Source organism: Maricaulis sp. (assembly GCF_039978735.1).
Lineage (GTDB): Bacteria > Pseudomonadota > Alphaproteobacteria > Caulobacterales > Maricaulaceae > Maricaulis.
Map to the genome: position 1 here is coordinate 162,299 of NZ_JBDWAS010000015.1, position 16,119 is coordinate 178,417.

The following is a 16,119-nucleotide window of genomic DNA, read 5'->3' on the forward strand; positions in this document are numbered from 1 at the left end:
CAAGGCCTCTACGGTTTCGATGTGAATCATCGCAATTCTTACGCAAATCTGGACAGCCAGAGGCAACTGCGGCATCTATAGCGGGCATCATGCCCACTGTGGATGTTATGAGACTCTTTCAAAGCGCAGACGTGGTTGCATTAAGCGGCCTTTCAAAGAGCCAGCTCCGCGAGTGGACTGGCCGCGGACGTCGAGGGTTATTGGACCCTGACGTAGAGGCGGATGGTCCAGGGAAAAACGCTCTATTCTCTTGGCAGACCGTCTTGGCGCTTCGCGTCCTTTTGGTTCTGCATAGAGATTTTGCAGCTGAGGCAGGGGCATGGGCACCGGCAGCCAGGCAGCTGCGTGACAAGATTGAGCATCTTCCTTTTTTCAATCTCTGGCGGGTCTGCGCTCTTTTTCCCAGCACAACGGATGTGATCTTGATAGAGAACATGACGGAGGCTGGTGCCGGAGGGGTTTTGGTTCCGCTTGAACCGCATCTCGATGTGTTGGCGAGGAAGATGTCGTTGCCCCGGCCCGATCAACTGCCGTTATTCCCCACCATGGCGGTGTCCTGATGGCTGGAGAAGTTGCGAAAGCTTGGGCCAAGAGATTTGGGCTTGCCACCGCGCCGTTGTTCGAGCCGGGCGAAGCTGCTCGTCCGGACGAGCACACGGTCCTCTTGGATGGGGGGCTCGGTAGCTTCGCTATGTCCGAGACGGAAGAGCCGATCTGGCGAGAGCCGCAGGCCGCCTCTTGGGTTTGGTCTAGCAACCTTCCGCATCATGTGACCGTCAGCGAAAGGGTCGTGGCGGTAAGGCGTTGGGATAACCCGCGAGCGGAAGAGTTCTCACGAACAAGCATCGAGTCACATATCGAGTCCTTCTATGAATACCTGACGGCTGACCGAGTGCGTTCAACCCGACGGGTCGTCGAACATGTCCTGCAGCTCTTCAAAGGTGTCCGTTCGCTCGTAGCCGAGGCGGGTGTCCCAGACGAACGTAGCATTGATGTTTTTCTAGCCTTTCTTGACACGCTAATCGAGCGTGAAAGGAAAGTGGAGCAGGCGCAGGAACGCGGTGCAGTTGACGAATTACTTCAGGCCCTTCCTGCGGGCGGCTTGGATGCTCTGTTGCAAGAAGTCGGAATGCGCACGTCGCTTCAGTCTTTTCAATTATTCCCATCGCTTGCAGTGCGACATGCCGGTGCCGATATATTCCAAGAAGCTCATTTTGAGCTCGTACGCACGCCAGGTGTAGACTTGTTCGGTTATTCCGGCTTGGCGGAGTCGAAAGCGGTGACGCGGGGCGGAGCACACTTCACGCCAGCGCCGTTAGCGCGCAGCATTGCTGAAAACTCCCTCACTCAAATCAAGAATCTGTGTACCCGTAAAGAGCTCACCATAATGGATCCAGCATGTGGATCCGGTGCCTTTCTACAAGAGGCTGTTCGGAGCCTACGGCGGATGGGCTATACGGGGCGACTGCGCTTGGTCGGCCGAGACATTTCGCCTGCAGCAATCGCTATGGCTAGATTTGTTGTTCATCACGCCGTTGCCGATTGGTCACCGGCCGGCGGCGTCATTGTCGATTTGGAAACTGCCGATTCACTGGAAGAGTTACTCCCGGTGGCAGATGTAGTGGTGATGAACCCACCCTTTATGGCGTGGAGTGCGCTAAGCCCAAAACAGCGCGACCAGGTGCGAGTAATCTTGGGCGCGCGCCAGCAGGGGCGCGCCGACCTAAGTATGGCGTTCGTTACCAAAGCCTTGGACAATCTAAATGATGGTGGAGTTTTGGGTGTATTGCTCCCGGCAAGCCTCCTAACGCTGCAGTCTGCACAAGAATGGCGCCGTGACATTCTTGAGAGAGGGGACCTTCGACTTCTTGCCTCTCTAGGGGAATATGGGCTCTTTGCTCATGCCCTTGTTCAGGTCGCCGCGGCAGTGGTCACCAGATCGGACGCTGAAGATTCTCAAGATGATATGCTCCGGGCTGTAGTGAGTAACAACAGCGCTGATGCGACCGGCAATGCATTGCGAATGCTGCGAAGAATGCCCGCGAGCGATCAGGCTGAGTCGCCGGATGGTTCCTGGAAAATTTTTCAGCTTCCAAAAGAAAAGCTGAAAAACCGTCCAAATTGGCGCATGTCATCACCAAGAATGGAGGCTGCTCTTAGTAGGTTGCTTGAGTCGGGTGCTTCCACATTGGCCGACTTGTTTGATATTCGGCAAGGTGTCCGTACTGGGGACAACAAGACATTCATTCTGAACCAAGCGCAGTTTATTACCCTTCCCCAACGCGAGCGGCGCTTTTTTCGGCGCGCGGTGATGAATAGCTCTATTCGGGATGGTCGAATTGAAGAGAGCTACTGGGTCTTTTACCCATATGGCGATGCGGAACTTGAAATTGAAGACGAGGACGCTCTCCGCCGCAAACTTCCGACCTATTTCAGGAAGCATCTCGAGCCTCGCCGTGCCACCCTAGTACAACGCGCAAGCCTAAGAGCACCACTGCATTGGTGGGATCTTTCCGAAAGACGGATTTCTTGGGCGTCCGATGAGCGCGCCCGAATCATCTCAAAGTACTTCGGTGGGCTGGGTGGCTTTGCGACTGATCTGCGGGCCGAGTTCGTCACTGTTCAAGGTTTTGCGTGGCTTCCCAAGTGGGAGTCGGATTTTGGTGGGGACGATCAAGTTGAGGTTGTTCCTGCAGCCGATCTCCTCTGTGCATATTCGGCTTTATTGAATTCTGGCCGCTTTTCAAAGATTCTTGAGTTCTATTCAACACACGTCGCTGGCGGGCAGTTCGATCTGAGTCCTCGTTACGTCAATAACGTAGTTGTTCCAAACTTAGTGGAATTAGCGCGAGACCAGCGCGCCGGTCGCCTTATTGCGCGGCTGATTAGTTTAGGCCGAGAACCACGGCTTAGCGATCCAGACTGGCATCTCGCGGTTGATCGCATCGTAACCGAGCTATACGGCGCAGACGTCTTCGATGAGGTATGAGTTTTGCCTCAGCCGCTAACTGTTACGAGAAACTCTTTGGAGGCACACTTCAAGCTGGTCGCCGAAATTTTGAGCGAGCTGGTTGACGTTCACGCGCAGGTAGATGTTGAAGTGAATTGGAGCATGTCACCTGCTGTTGCGGCATTAGCGGGTGAAGGGTGTGAGAGAATTTCGAGGAACCGTGGAAGAGCGGGGGTTCTTGTTGCACCGCTGAAGCACCTAGGACAGGGGCTCTGGGCATGGCTTAGCTATAGAGAGGAATGGAGCTATGGTCGTGAGATTGGCGGACGAAAGAGATTCATTTTCCGATCTGCATCAATGACCGTCCATTTTGGCTGGAAGTTTGATGCGTATAAGCCTCAGATGTTCCGAGCGGAATGGGCCGGTTGGGCTGATTGGGGCGGCGCCGAATTGGGCTATCAAGCGGGTGAGGCGGGGCATCCCCATTGGCAGTTCGATGCCTTGGAAAGCCTCTCTGAGGAAGGGGCTAGCGAGCGCGCGGCGATGCTCCGCAAAATACTCTCGGACGGCGATCATGGCGGCGTTCGGGACTTTATCCCCCAGCTTCCGACCGACGACGTGCGGGATCTAGTGTCTCACCAGCAGCTTAGCCGCATCCACTTCGCGAGTGCCGCCGCTTGGTGGAAAGCATCGCCCAACTGCGATCATGCGCACAGTCCTGATCGGGTTAAAGACCTACAGGTTTGGTTGCGCCAAACAATTTCGTATTTGTCATCCGAGTTAGACCGTCTACAAATCGCATAACTTTGCGCGTAGTAGTGGACCCGAAGCTAGGGTATTTTCTCGATAAACCGCTTCAGCCTGCGCGATATGTCTGGGGCTCGCTCTAGACGCCCCCCCCCTTAAGCCCCCACCACAGTCACAAACGCCTCGTCCAACTCCACGCCCACCCGGTCCCCCACAGCCAGGTTGGACGGCACCGGCGTGTGCGTCGTGAAGCTCTGGCCTTCGGCGTTCTCGATCGTGAAGGCGAGGTGTGTGCCGGCGGAGCGGCGGCGGGTCACGGTGAAGGGGCCGTCTGCGGCCAGCGTGAGGCGGATGGCCTGGGGTCTCACCAGAACGTAGACGGTGCAGCCGTTTTTGAAGTCCGGCGTGGCGACGGGGCCCAGCGGGGTGCCGGCGGCGCCGGCCCTTATGAAGGCCTCGATGACCTCGATATCGCCCAGAAGGCGGGCGGCGGTGACGCTGTGCGGATGGGTCCAGACATGTTCCGGCGTGCCGGTCTGGATGACGCGGCCCTGGTCCATCAGGGCGAGGGCGTCGGCGACGGCCATGGCCTCGTCGGCATCATGGGTGACCATGAGGGCGGTGGCGCCGGCGCGGCGCAGCGTGTCGACGGTGCGCTCGCGCAATTCCTGGCGCAGGCGGCGGTCGAGGCCGGAGAAGGGCTCGTCCAGCAGGACGATGGCGGGCGCGGGGGCGAGGGCGCGGGCCAGGGCGACGCGCTGCTGCTCGCCGCCGGAGAGCTCGTGCGGGAAGGCTTTCGCCTTGTGTCCCAGCTCGGCGGCCTCCAGCTGGGCCATGGCGATGGTCTTGGCGTCGGGCCCTTTGAGGCCGAAGGCGACATTGGCCAGGGCGTCCAGATGCGGGAAGAGGGCATAGTCCTGGAACACCATGCCGACGCGGCGGCGTTCCGGGGCGAGGTGGCGGCCGGGCCCGGCCCAGACCGTGTCGCCCAGGCGGATCTCGCCGCCATCGAGACGTTCCAGTCCGGCAATGGCGCGCAGCAGGGTGGACTTGCCGCTGCCCGAGGGGCCCAGGAGGGCGGTGATCCGGCCCGGCTCGAGATCGAGATCGGCGCCGGCCAGGGCGGCCGTCTCCTTCACATAGCGGCGCTGGGCGCCACGTATGCTCAATCCCCTGCTCGTGTGCGTATCCGTCATGCCGTCCCGCCTAGACCTGGCCCGAAGAAGAGCGTGCCCGCGAGAGGTAGCGGGCGACGAAGATCATGGGAAGCAGGGCGACCAGCGGAATGAGGAGGGAGGGCAGTGCCGCCTCGCCCAGGCGTTCGTCGCTGGCGTAATTGTGGGCGATGATGGCGAGCGTGTCGTAATTGAAGGGGCGCAGGATCATCGTCGCCGGCAATTCCTTGAGCACTTCGACGAAGACCAGCAGGCCGGCCGAGGTAACGCCCGCGGCGATCAGCGGCCAGTGGACGCGGCGCACGGTCTCGCCCCGCGTGGCGCCCAGCGTGCGTGCGGCGCCGTCCAGCGCCGGCGTGACGCGGGCGAGGGCGGCTTCGGACGGTCCGATCGCGGCGGCCGCAAAGCGCGAGAGATAGGCGAAGATCAGGGCCGCAGCGCCGCCGGTCAGCAGGACGGGGAAGACCTCGCCCGTGACCGACTGCCAGGCCGGGTCGATCAGCGCCTGGGTGCCCGACAGGATGGCGATCACGCCCACCGCCGCCACCGCGCCGGGCACGGCATAGCCCAGCCCCGCCGCGCGCGCCGAGGCGGTGGCGATAAAGGTCCGGCCGCGCAGGGCATAGGCGGTCGACAGGCCCAGGCCCGCCGCCAGCACGGCGCTGATCGCGGCGAGGGTGAGGCTGTGCCAGCTGGCGGGCAGGAGGCCCGGCGCGGGCTGTTCGTTCAGCGCCAGCCAGCCCAGACGCGCCAGCGGGACGATCAGGCCCAGAGCGAGCGGGACGAGGCAGGCCAGCGCGGCGGCGAGGCCCTGTGTCCGCGAGAGATGGAAGCGCGGCGCCGGACGGTGGCGTCCCGAGGCGGCGTGCGAGCGCGCGCGGCTGCGCTGGGCGCGTTCCAGGCCGAACACGATCAGGGCGACGGCGACGAGGATGAGGGAGAGGCGGGCCGCATCGACCAGCGATCCCGCCCCGCTCCAGGCGCGCACCAGCCCGATCGAGAGCGTCGGCGCGCCGAGATAGGAGACGGTGCCATAGTCCGCCAGGCTTTCCATCATCACCAGGGCAAGACCCGCCGCCAGGGCCGGCCGTGCCATCGGCAGCGAGGTGCGGGCAAAGGCGCTGAACGGTCCCGCGCCCAGCGTGCGGGCGGCGTTGTAGGCGTCGGCGGACTGGCCGGTAAACGTGTCGCGTGCGAGCAGGTAGACATAGGGGTAGAGCACGAGGGCGAACATCAGCCCCGCCCCCCAGGCGCCGCGCACGGTGGGGAAGAGGCCGGCCGTCGCTGCGTGCAGCGGTCCGCCGGCCTGGCTGAGATCGAGCCAGGCATAGGCGGCGACATAGGCCGGCACGGCCAGCGGCAGGATCAGCACCCAGCTGAACAGGGCGCGGCCGGGAAACTCGGTCCGTGCCACGAGCCAGCCCAGCACGGTGCCGATCAGCCCGGCGCCGCCCGCCGCGATCAGCGCGACGAGGGCGGAATTGACCAGATAGACAGGCAGGCGCGTGCGCGCGAGGTGGGCGAGATAGTCGCCCGTCTCACCGGTCACGGCGATCCAGGCGACGGCAAACACCGGCGCTGCACAGACCAGGGCTGCCAGGATCGCGAGCGCGGTCGCGCGATCCGGCAGCCGGCCGCCCTGCCTGGCTGCTGGCGTCACTGCCAGCCGACGCGGTCGAAGATGCGCTGGGCGGTGGCGTTGTGGTCGCCCAGTTCGGAGACATTGCGGGTATCCGCGACGAAGGGCATCACGGCGTCCAGACGCTCATTCTCCCATTCCACGCCCTCGACGACCGGGATTTCATTGGTCATCTCGGCGAACATGCGCTGGGCCTCGTCCGACAGGAAGAAGGCGATCAGTTCGCGGGCTTCTTCCGGATGCGGCGCGTTCACGGCAATGCCGGCCCCGGAAATGTTCACATGGGCGCCGGAGGTCTCCTGGTTCGGGAAGAACAGGGTGACGGCCTCGGCGGCGGCGCGATTGGCGGCCTCGCCGGAATTCTGCATCAGCAGGTAGTAGTAGTGATTGGTAATGGCGATATCGCAATCGCCGGCGGCCACGCCAATGATCTGCGTGATGTCGCCGCCCTGGGGCGGGCGGGCCATGTTGGCGACGATGCCGGCGGCCCAGGCCTCGGCCTCCTCCTCGCCCAGGCGCGCGACCATGGAGGCGAGCAGGGACTGGTTATAGGCATTGCCGCTCTCGCGCACGCAGATCCGGCCTTCCCAGCGCGGATCGGCGAGATCCTCATAGGTGGTGACCTCGTCCGGCTGGACGCGCTGGTTGGAATAGGCCAGCACGCGGGCGCGCTTGGCGATGGCGATCCAGTAGCCATCCGGGTCGATCAGATTGTCCGCGATCTCCGGCGTGAATTCGGAGAAATCGCTCTGCGCGAACAGGCCGGCTTCCTCGGCGCGGTGCAGGCGGGCGGCGTCGACCGTGATGATGACATCGGCCGGGCTGCGCGGGCCGTCGGCGCGCACGCGCTCGATCAGCTGGTCGCCATTGGCCTCGATCAGGTTGACCTCGATGCCGGTCTGCTCGGTGAAGGCCGCATAGATCGCCGCATCGCTGCGATAGTGGCGCGCGCTGTAGACATTCACCACGCGCGGCGCGCCGGCCTGTTCGCTGCCGGCATCGGCAGGGGTGTCAGGCTGGGAGCAGGCAGCGGCGAGGACGCTGAGCGCGCCGGCGGCCAGGAGCTTGGCATAATTCATGTGTCACCCGTTTTCCTTGCAGTCTCCGCATCCCTGCCACTCTTGCGAATGTTTCGCAAGTTATTGCCGCAGGAAACCGGTGCGGTGGGGTGACGCAGGGGGGGGGGGGGGGCTGGCAGTCGATGGCCGAAGGAAATTGCGCGTGTCGCAAACATGCCCTCCTTCGCCAAGGCTTCGGAGGGCACCGCTTCGCCCGGGGTGCGCGCTGCGGGTGGCTTGCCACTCTAAGGCTGAGGGGAATTGCGCGTGTCGCGGCCGGTCCCCCTTCGCTGAAGCTTCGGGCGACACCTCTTCGCCCGGGTGCGCGCTGCGGGTGGCTTGCCACCCGAAGCCCGCAGGGCGAAGGGTGGTGGGCGATACTGGGATTGAACCAGTGACCCCCTCGGTGTGAACGAGGTGCTCTCCCGCTGAGCTAATCGCCCGATCCATAGTCGGAGGGCGCCGTATAAGCAGGCTCTTGGCGCCGGTCAACTACATGTGGAAGTTGAAGTGCAGATCGGATACGCCGCAGGTGCGACAACTTGCCACACCGTCATGGTCTCGTCATAAGCGCCGGGCCCATATATCAGCCTGCCCCAAGCTGGGTTCGGGGCCATTGAAGGCCCGTCCTGTCAATCACTCGATTGGACACAATTCCCGGCCGAGGGAAGCTTCGGTCGACTAGGAGGTTTTGTTAATGAGCAACGATCTGTGCACGCCCGAAGGCGCTCGCCGTCTCAAAGCGCGAATTGAAGCCTACTGGGCCGAGCGCGGCTATGATGTAAGTGTCGACCTCGTCGAAGCCGGTTTCATGCCGGCCATGCGCTCCGCGCGCACCGACGTCCGGTCCAACCTCGTCAACGGCATGCCGACCCGTCCGGCCAACGATACCGGTCGCGAGCGTCGCACGGCGTAATCAGCTGGCGCGCTGCCAGATCTCGGCCAGCGCCCGCGGTACATCGCCAAATGCATGAAGAACCCGGTCGGCTCCCAGCGAGCCGGCCGGGTTTTCGCTATAGCCATAGCTCATCACGATGACGGGCAGGCCCGCCGCCCGGGCCGAGCCGACGTCCGGCGCGCTGTCGCCGATCAGCGCCGCCCGCGCAAACGCCCCTCCCAGCGAATCGCGCAGATGCGCCGCATCCGGCTTCTTCGCCGAGGTGCGCTCCGGCCCGACAATCCGCTCGAAATAGTCCGCCAGCCCCAGTTCCGCGATCAGCAGGTCGGACAGGACGGAGGGCTTGTTGGTGCACACCGACAGGCGCGCCCCGGCCTCCTTCAGCCAGGCCAGCGTGTCCTCGACGCCGGGAAAGGCCCGGCTCTCGGCGGCGACATCGGCCTTGTAGATCTCGATGAATTCCGCGACCAGCGCGTCGCCGTCCTGCATCTCGGCGCCGCTGCGGGCATGGGCGCGTTCCAGCAGCACGCGCGCGCCGCGGCCGACCATGGCCCGCACATCCGCCAGCGGCACGGCCGGCAGGCCGCGCGGCACGATCACGGCATTGAGGGCGCGCACCAGATCGGGCGCCGTGTCGACCAGCGTGCCGTCGAGGTCGAAGGCAATGGCGGCATTCTCGAACAGGGCGGCCTGGCCTGTCTCCAGCATGATCTGCATCCTTCTGCCCCTCACGGGCTCGCAAGCATGGTTACGTGCCCCGGCCCGATAGGCTATAGCGCCTGACAGACACAGGTGCAGATTCTCGCGACAGGACGATCCATGTCTCATTCCCGTGCCGCCATCATTCTCGCTGCCGGTCAGGGCACGCGGATGAAGTCCAAGACGGTCAAGGTGCTGCACAGCGTCGGCGGCCGTCCGATGCTGGACTGGTCGGTCGACCTGGCCCGCAAGAGCGGGGCGGACCGGATCGTTACTGTTTATGGCGCGCATTCGCCGGCCGTGAAGACCGCTGCCGAGGCGCTGGGCACCCAGACCGCGCTGCAGGATCCGCCCAAGGGGACCGGCCATGCCGTGCTCGCCGCGCGCGAGGCGCTGGCGGATGTCGAGGGCGCGGCGATCGTGCTCTATGCCGACACGCCGCTGATCACGCCGGACACCGTTGCGAAGGTCTTCGCTGCGCTGGAAGGCGGGGCTTCGGTCGCCGTGCTCGGCTTCGAGCCGGAGGATCCGGCCGCCTATGGACGCCTGATCACGGATGGCGAGGGCAATCTCGACCGCATCGTCGAGTACAAGGATGCCAGCGAGGCCGAACGCGCCGTGCGCCTGGTCAATTCCGGCGTGCTGGCTGCCCCGGCGCCGCTGCTGCTGGAATTGCTGGGCGAGGTCGGCAACGATAATGCCAATGGCGAATACTATCTCACCGATGTCGTGGGCCTGGCGCGCGCGCGCGGTCTGAAAGCCGTCGTGGTGAAGGCCGATGCGGGCGAAGTGCTGGGCGTCAACTCGCGCGGCGATCTGGCCGAGGCCGAAGCCGCCTTCCAGGCCCGCATGCGCAAACAGGCCATGGCGGACGGGGTGACGCTGGTCGCGCCGGAAACGGTCTTCTTCTCCCACGACACGCAGATTGCCCGCGATGTGATCGTTGAACCGAATGTCGTGTTCGGCCCCGGTGTCACGATCGGCGAGGATGCCGTCATCCACGCCTTCTCGCATCTGGAAGGGGCCAGCGTGGCGCAGGGCGCCAGTGTCGGCCCCTATGCCCGCCTGCGTCCCGGCGCCGAGCTGGGGGCCGGTGCCAAGGTCGGCAATTTCGTGGAAGTGAAAAAGTCGCAGCTGGGCGAGGGCGCCAAGGTCTCGCATCTCACCTATATCGGGGATGCGAGCATCGGCGCGAACGCCAATATCGGAGCGGGCACGATCACCTGTAATTATGACGGATACGACAAGCACCGCACCGTGGTGGGCGAGGGCGCCTTTATCGGCTCCAATACCTGCCTGGTGGCGCCTGTCACCGTCGGTGCTGGCGCCTTCACGGGCACCGGGACCATCGTGACCGAGAATGTGGAGGCGGATGCGCTGGCCCTTGCGCGCACGCCGATGACCACCAAATCCGGGTGGGCGGCCCGTTTCCGCGCCGCCAAGGAAGCCCGCAAGGCCAAGAAGGAGAGCCTGTGATGACCGTAATCGACCGCCCCGAAACCGTCTCGGACCGCCTGACGGACAAGAGCCTCTTCCGCAGCGAGAGCTTTATCGGCGGTGAGTGGGTGGCCGGTTCGGCCGCCTTCGAGGTCACCAATCCGGCGAACAACCAGGTTATCGCGACCGTTGGCGATGTCGGCGAGGCCGGTGCCCGCCAGGCGGTCGCCAGGGCCGCGGAAGCCTTCGAGACCTGGAAGAAGGTCTCGCCCTTCGAGCGCGCCAAGCTGCTGATGAAATGGTACGACCTGATCCTCGCCAACCAGTCCGACCTGGCCAAGCTGATCACGCTGGAAATGGGCAAGACCTATCGCGAAGCGATGGGCGAGGTGGTCTATGGCGCCGGCTTCATCGAATGGTCGGCCGAGGAAGCCAAGCGCATCCATGGCGAAACGCTTGCCACGCCCTTCCCGGGCTCGCGCGGCTGGACGATCCGTCAGCCGGTCGGCGTCGTCGGCTGTATCACGCCGTGGAATTTCCCCAATGCCATGATCACCCGCAAGTGTGCGCCCGCCCTGGCGGCCGGCTGCACCATGGTGATCAAGCCTGCCCCGGAAACGCCGCTCTCTGCGCTCGCCCTGGCCGAGCTGGCCAAGCGCGCGGGCATTCCCGACGGCGTGTTCAACGTGATCTGCGGCGATGCCCAGAAGATCGGGCCGGTGCTCACCGGTTCGCCGGAAGTGCGCATGATCGGCTTCACCGGCTCGACCCAGGTGGGCAAGCTGCTGATGCGCCAGGCCGCTGACGGTGTGAAGCGCGTCGCGCTGGAGCTGGGCGGTAATGCGCCCTTTATCGTCATGGACGATGCCGACATCGAGAAGGCGGCCGATGGCGTGATCGCCTCGAAATTCCGCGTTTCCGGCCAGACCTGCGTCTCGGCCAACCGGATCATCGCCCAGCCGGCGATTGCCGACAAACTCGTCGCGGCGCTGGAGGCGCGCGTGTCCAAGCTCAAGGCCGGCGACGGTTTCGCCGATGACAGCGATCTGGGCCCGCTGGTGCACATGGAAGCGGTGACCCGCGTCGACAAGCTGGTGCAGCAGGCCCGCGAGGCCGGCGCCCGCATTGTCACCGGCGGCAAGCGCCTGGACGGCGAGCTGGGCGGGGCTTTCTATGCGCCGACCCTGATCGATGGCGGCGATCCGAAAATGGATGTCGCCTGCAACGAGATCTTCGGCCCGGTTGCCTCGGTCTACCGCGTCGAGAGCGAAGCCGACATCATCAAGCTGGCCAATGACACGCCCTACGGGCTGGCGGCCTATATCTACACCCAGGACGTCAACCGCGTGCACCGCATCACCGAAGGCATCGAGTACGGCATGATCGGCGTCAATGCGCCGATGGTCGGCGCTGCCTCCACCCCGTTCGGCGGGGTGAAGGAAAGCGGCATCGGCCGCGAAGGCGGCAAGTGGGGCGTGGAAGAGTTCACCGAGCTTAAATACGTGCTGCTCGGCGGGGTTGGCTGATGGGCGCAGAACGCCAGAAGGCCCATGCCGCTGCGGCGGCGCTGGGTTATGTCGAGAGCGGCATGACGCTGGGGCTGGGCTCCGGCTCGACGGCGGAGATTTTCCTGCGCCTGCTGGGCGAGCGCATCAAGGACGGTCTCGATGTGCGCGGTGTGCCGACGTCACAGCGCACCGCCGAGGTCGCCCGCGAGAACGGCGTGCCGCTGATCGAGGTCGACCATGTCGATCATCTCGCCGTCACCATTGACGGGGCCGACGAGGTCGACGGACGCTTCCAGCTGATCAAGGGCGGCGGCGCCTGCCTCCTGCGCGAGAAGATCATCGCCCATGCCTCCGACCTGATGGTGGTCATGGTCGACGAGAGCAAGCTGGTCGACACGCTGGGCAAATTCCCGCTGCCGGTCGAGGTCGACCCCTTCGGCTTCTCGCTCACGGCCAAGCAGATCTATGACGCGCTGAAAAAGGCCGGTGTGGCGGCGCCCGATGTGCAATTGCGCCGCAAGGGTGACGGTCTGGCCCCTTTGATCACGGATGGCGGTCACTACATTCTCGACTGCGCCTGCAGCGCCATTCCCGACGCGGCCCTGGCCGACCGGTATCTCAAGGAGATCCCGGGCGTCGTCGAACACGGTCTCTTCCTGGGCCTCGCCCGGGTGGTGATCGTCGGCGAGGACAATGAAGCGCGGGTGATGGAGCTTTAGGTCATCCATTGATGTGTTGTCATCCCGGCCGAATGCCCCGCGAAAGCGGGGCGCAGAGCCGGGACCCATACGCATCGATGCTGGCCGAAAGCAGGCTCGGCTTTGGCGGAAGCTGGTTTCACACCGGGATTATGGGTCCCGGATCTACGCCCGGCTCAAGGCCGGGCATGCGTCCGGGATGACAGGCGTTATCGGTCGTCGAACAGATGGCCGCAGACACAACAGATCGGGGCGCAGCGCCCCGGATGGACAGCAAGACAAGGGCGCTGACCCATGAGCAGTTACGACTACGATCTTTTCGTCATCGGTGCCGGGTCCGGCGGTGTGCGTGCGGCGCGGATGGCCAAGCAGCATGGCGCCGGCAAGGTGGCGATTGCCGAGGAATACCGGTTCGGCGGCACCTGCGTGATCCGCGGCTGTGTGCCCAAGAAACTCCTGGTCTATGCCAGCGAGTTCTCCAAGACGTTCAAACTGGCCGAGGGCTATGGCTGGACGGTCGGCGAGACCGCATTCAGCTGGGAAAAGCTGATCGCCGCCAAGGACAATGAGATCGACCGCCTGTCGGGCATCTATGAGCGCAATCTCAACAATTCCGGTGTCGACACGATCGAGGACCGGGCCGTGCTGGAAGATGCGCACACGATCCGTCTGGTGAAATCGGATCGCACGGTCACCGCCGACAAGATCCTGATCGCGGTCGGCGGTACGCCCTTCGTGCCGGATATCGAGGGCGCCGAGCTGGGCATCACCTCCAACGAGGCTTTCCATCTGGAAGAATTGCCCAAGCATGTCGTGATCGCCGGCGGCGGCTATATCGCCTGCGAGTTCGCCCAGATCTTCGCCGGGCTGGGATCGGAGGTCTGCCAGGTCTATCGCGGCGAAACCGTGCTGCGCGGGTTTGACGACGATATCCGCGCCACCGTGCACGAGGAGCTGGTGCGGTCGGGCGTGCGGGTGATCACGCACACCGTCTTCGAAAAGATCGAACAGCTCGAGGATGGCCGCAAGCGGGTGCATCTCGATAATGGCCACCACGTCGATACCGACATCGTGATGTATGCCATCGGCCGCAATCCCCATGTCGCCGATCTGGGCCTGGACAAGGCCGGGGTCGAACTGGACGAGGCCGGAGCCATCAAGGTGGATGCGTATTCGCAGACCTCGTCCGAAAACATCTACGCCGTGGGCGATGTGACCAACCGGGTCAATCTGACGCCGGTGGCGATCCGCGAGGGCGCGGCCTTCGCCCAGACCGTGTTCGGCGGCCAGCCGCTGGCCTATGATCACGAGGATATCGCCTCGGCCGTGTTCACCCAGCCGCCGGTCGGATCGGTCGGCCTGTCCGAGGCGCAGGCCCGGAAAAGCTTCGACAAGGTCGATATTTACAAGACCTCCTTCCGCCCGATGAAAGCGTCATTCTCCAACGACGCCTCCCGCATGATGATGAAACTTGTTGTCGACGGGGAGACAGACCGGGTGTTGGGCGTGCATATTGTCGGACCGGATGCGCCAGAGATGATCCAGCTGGCCGGTATCGCCGTGAAGGCGAAGCTGACCAAGGCGCAATTCGATGCCGCCTGTGCGGTGCATCCGACAAGTGCCGAAGAACTGGTGACCATGAAGGAGAAGTGGACACCGCCCGAGTTGAAAGCAGCTGAGTGATATGACCTGGTCTCCGAAATCCTGGCGGGACTTTCCCGTCAAGCAAATGCCGACCTACAAGGATGAAGCCGCCCTGGCCGGCGCGATCGACGAGCTGTCCGCCCGTCCCGCGCTCGTCTTTGCCGGCGAGGCCCGCAAGCTGCGGCGCCAGCTGGCCGATGTGTCGGCCGGCAATGCCTTCCTCCTGCAGGGCGGCGATTGCGCGGAAAGCTTCACCGAATTCTCCACCGAAGGCGTGCGCGACACCTTCCGCGTCCTCCTGCAGATGGCGGTGGTGCTCACCTTTGCCGCCTCCAAGCCGGTGGTGAAGGTCGGTCGCATGGCGGGGCAGTTTGCCAAGCCGCGCTCCTCCGATACCGAGACGATCGACGGGGTCACCCTGCCCAGCTATCGCGGCGACAGCGTCAACGGTGTGGACTTCACGGCCGAGGCCCGCGAGCCGGATCCCAAACGCCTGATCCGCGCCTATGACCAGTCGGCCTCGACGCTCAACCTGCTGCGCGCCTTTGCGTCCGGCGGTTATGCCGACCTGCACAATGTCCACCAGTGGACCCAGGATTTCGTCAAGGACAGCCCGGCGGCGGAACGCTATGCCGAGACGGCCGTGCGGATTTCCGAGGCGCTGGACTTCATGAAGGCCTGCGGCATCGGCCGGGACTCTGCCCCGTCGCTGGAAGCCGTGGACTTCTTCACCAGCCACGAAGCCCTGCACCTGCCCTTCGAGGAGGCGCTGACGCGGCGCGATCCGAATACCGGGCAGTGGTATGCCACCTCCGCCCACATGATCTGGGTCGGCGAGCGCACCCGCCAGCTCGACGGGGCGCATCTGGAATATGCCCGCGGCATCGCCAATCCGGTTGGCGTGAAGTGCGGTCCCACCATGACGGCGGACGAGCTTCTGCCGCTGATCGATACCATCAATCCGGACAATGAGGCCGGCCGCCTGGTGCTGATCGTGCGCATGGGTGCCGACAATGTCGGCAATAACCTGCCGGCGCTGGCGCGGGCGGTGACCGAGGCCGGCCGCAAGGTCGTCTGGTCGTCCGATCCGATGCACGGCAATACCGTCAAGGCGTCCAGCGGCTACAAGACGCGGAATTTCGACCGCATCCTGACCGAGCTGGAAGGCTTCATGGATGTGCTCTACTCCGAGGGCGCCTATCCGGGCGGCGTGCATTTCGAGATGACCGGCCGCGACGTGACCGAATGCACCGGCGGTGCGAAACCGGTCACCGAGGCCGATCTGGCGGCGCGCTATCACACCCAGTGCGATCCGCGCCTCAATGCCGACCAGGCGCTCGACATGGCCTTCCGCATCGCGGAATCGCTCAAGCGCGTCCGCCGCAACAACTCCGCTGCTGCGGCCTGACAGGCGCGCTGACAGCAAAACGAACACAGGCGGGGCCTCCGGGCTCCGCCTTTTTTTCTTCCTGCCTCTCACCCCTCCGTCATCCCACGGTGCCCGCAGGGCATCCGGGGGACCTGCGCTCACCTGTCGACAGGATGGCTGAGGTCCCCCGGATCGCTGCTGCGCACCGACCGTGGGATGACGGTGTTCAGGGAAACCGGGTAGGCCAGCTCCTCGCGCTAGATGGGCTCCTCCGCCCAAAGAAAAACGGTGCCCGCA

General features: G+C 64.3%; 13 protein-coding genes and 1 tRNA gene. 9 read left to right on the forward strand and 5 right to left on the reverse strand.

Features of this window, described 5'->3' with window-relative positions; all coding sequences use genetic code 11:
* The first annotated feature begins 263 nt into the window (after positions 1–263).
* The 3 genes from ABJO18_RS05535 to ABJO18_RS05545 are packed head-to-tail and all read left to right on the forward strand — an operon-like array spanning position 264 to position 3,754.
* On the forward strand, positions 264–560 hold the full coding sequence (locus ABJO18_RS05535) for a hypothetical protein (RefSeq protein ID WP_348335849.1): 297 nt from the start codon (positions 264–266) through the stop codon (positions 558–560).
* Entirely contained in the window at positions 560–2,989 is a 2,430-nt protein-coding gene (locus ABJO18_RS05540) for an N-6 DNA methylase (protein ID WP_348335848.1), read from the forward strand. The genes ABJO18_RS05535 and ABJO18_RS05540 overlap by 1 nt, the downstream gene beginning before the upstream one ends.
* Positions 2,990–3,025: 36 nt before the next feature.
* On the forward strand, positions 3,026–3,754 hold the full coding sequence (locus ABJO18_RS05545) for a hypothetical protein (protein WP_348515774.1): 729 nt from the start codon (positions 3,026–3,028) through the stop codon (positions 3,752–3,754).
* 98 nt (positions 3,755–3,852) lie between these two features.
* Here the strand turns inward: ABJO18_RS05545 and ABJO18_RS05550 are convergent, their stop codons facing one another.
* From ABJO18_RS05550 to ABJO18_RS05565, 4 genes are all read right to left on the reverse strand, one after another.
* A complete protein-coding gene (locus ABJO18_RS05550; RefSeq protein ID WP_348515775.1) occupies positions 3,853–4,866 on the reverse strand; it encodes an ABC transporter ATP-binding protein in 1,014 nt (337 codons plus the stop codon).
* Between the two features lie 37 nt (positions 4,867–4,903).
* Complete coding sequence (locus tag ABJO18_RS05555; RefSeq protein WP_348508713.1) at positions 4,904–6,532, reverse strand: iron ABC transporter permease; 1,629 nt, start codon at positions 6,530–6,532, stop codon at positions 4,904–4,906.
* A complete protein-coding gene (locus ABJO18_RS05560) occupies positions 6,529–7,590 on the reverse strand; it encodes an extracellular solute-binding protein (RefSeq protein WP_348508712.1) in 1,062 nt (353 codons plus the stop codon). Before ABJO18_RS05560 ends, ABJO18_RS05555 begins: the two co-directional genes overlap by 4 nt.
* Before the next feature lie 347 nt (positions 7,591–7,937).
* Positions 7,938–8,012: transfer RNA gene (locus tag ABJO18_RS05565), tRNA-Val, on the reverse strand.
* Between the two features lie 254 nt (positions 8,013–8,266).
* On the opposite strand from ABJO18_RS05565, the gene ABJO18_RS05570 reads away from it, so the two are divergent.
* Positions 8,267–8,485, forward strand: a complete 219-nt coding sequence (locus ABJO18_RS05570) for a phosphoglycolate phosphatase (protein WP_203294309.1) — start codon at positions 8,267–8,269, stop codon at positions 8,483–8,485.
* On the opposite strand, the gene ABJO18_RS05575 is transcribed toward ABJO18_RS05570, so the two are convergent.
* Positions 8,486–9,175: an HAD hydrolase-like protein gene (locus ABJO18_RS05575; RefSeq protein ID WP_348508711.1), complete on the reverse strand. Its 690-nt coding sequence runs from the start codon at positions 9,173–9,175 to the stop codon at positions 8,486–8,488.
* Between the two features lie 111 nt (positions 9,176–9,286).
* Between ABJO18_RS05575 and glmU the strand changes: the two genes are divergently transcribed.
* The 5 genes from glmU (at position 9,287) to ABJO18_RS05600 (ending at position 15,861) form a co-directional block, all read left to right on the forward strand.
* Entirely contained in the window at positions 9,287–10,642 is a 1,356-nt protein-coding gene (gene glmU / locus ABJO18_RS05580) for a bifunctional UDP-N-acetylglucosamine diphosphorylase/glucosamine-1-phosphate N-acetyltransferase GlmU (protein WP_348508710.1), read from the forward strand.
* Complete coding sequence (locus ABJO18_RS05585) at positions 10,642–12,129, forward strand: NAD-dependent succinate-semialdehyde dehydrogenase (RefSeq protein ID WP_348515776.1); 1,488 nt, start codon at positions 10,642–10,644, stop codon at positions 12,127–12,129. Before glmU ends, ABJO18_RS05585 begins: the two co-directional genes overlap by 1 nt.
* Positions 12,129–12,830: a ribose-5-phosphate isomerase RpiA gene (gene rpiA / locus ABJO18_RS05590; protein WP_348508708.1), complete on the forward strand. Its 702-nt coding sequence runs from the start codon at positions 12,129–12,131 to the stop codon at positions 12,828–12,830. Before ABJO18_RS05585 ends, rpiA begins: the two co-directional genes overlap by 1 nt.
* A gap of 273 nt (positions 12,831–13,103) precedes the next feature.
* Positions 13,104–14,492, forward strand: a complete 1,389-nt coding sequence (gor, locus tag ABJO18_RS05595) for a glutathione-disulfide reductase (RefSeq protein WP_348508707.1) — start codon at positions 13,104–13,106, stop codon at positions 14,490–14,492.
* Position 14,493: 1 nt separating this feature from the next.
* Positions 14,494–15,861 carry a 3-deoxy-7-phosphoheptulonate synthase class II gene (locus tag ABJO18_RS05600; RefSeq protein WP_348508706.1) on the forward strand — a complete coding sequence of 456 codons (1,368 nt, stop codon included), beginning with the start codon at positions 14,494–14,496 and terminating at the stop codon, positions 15,859–15,861.
* Positions 15,862–16,119: the final 258 nt, after the last annotated feature.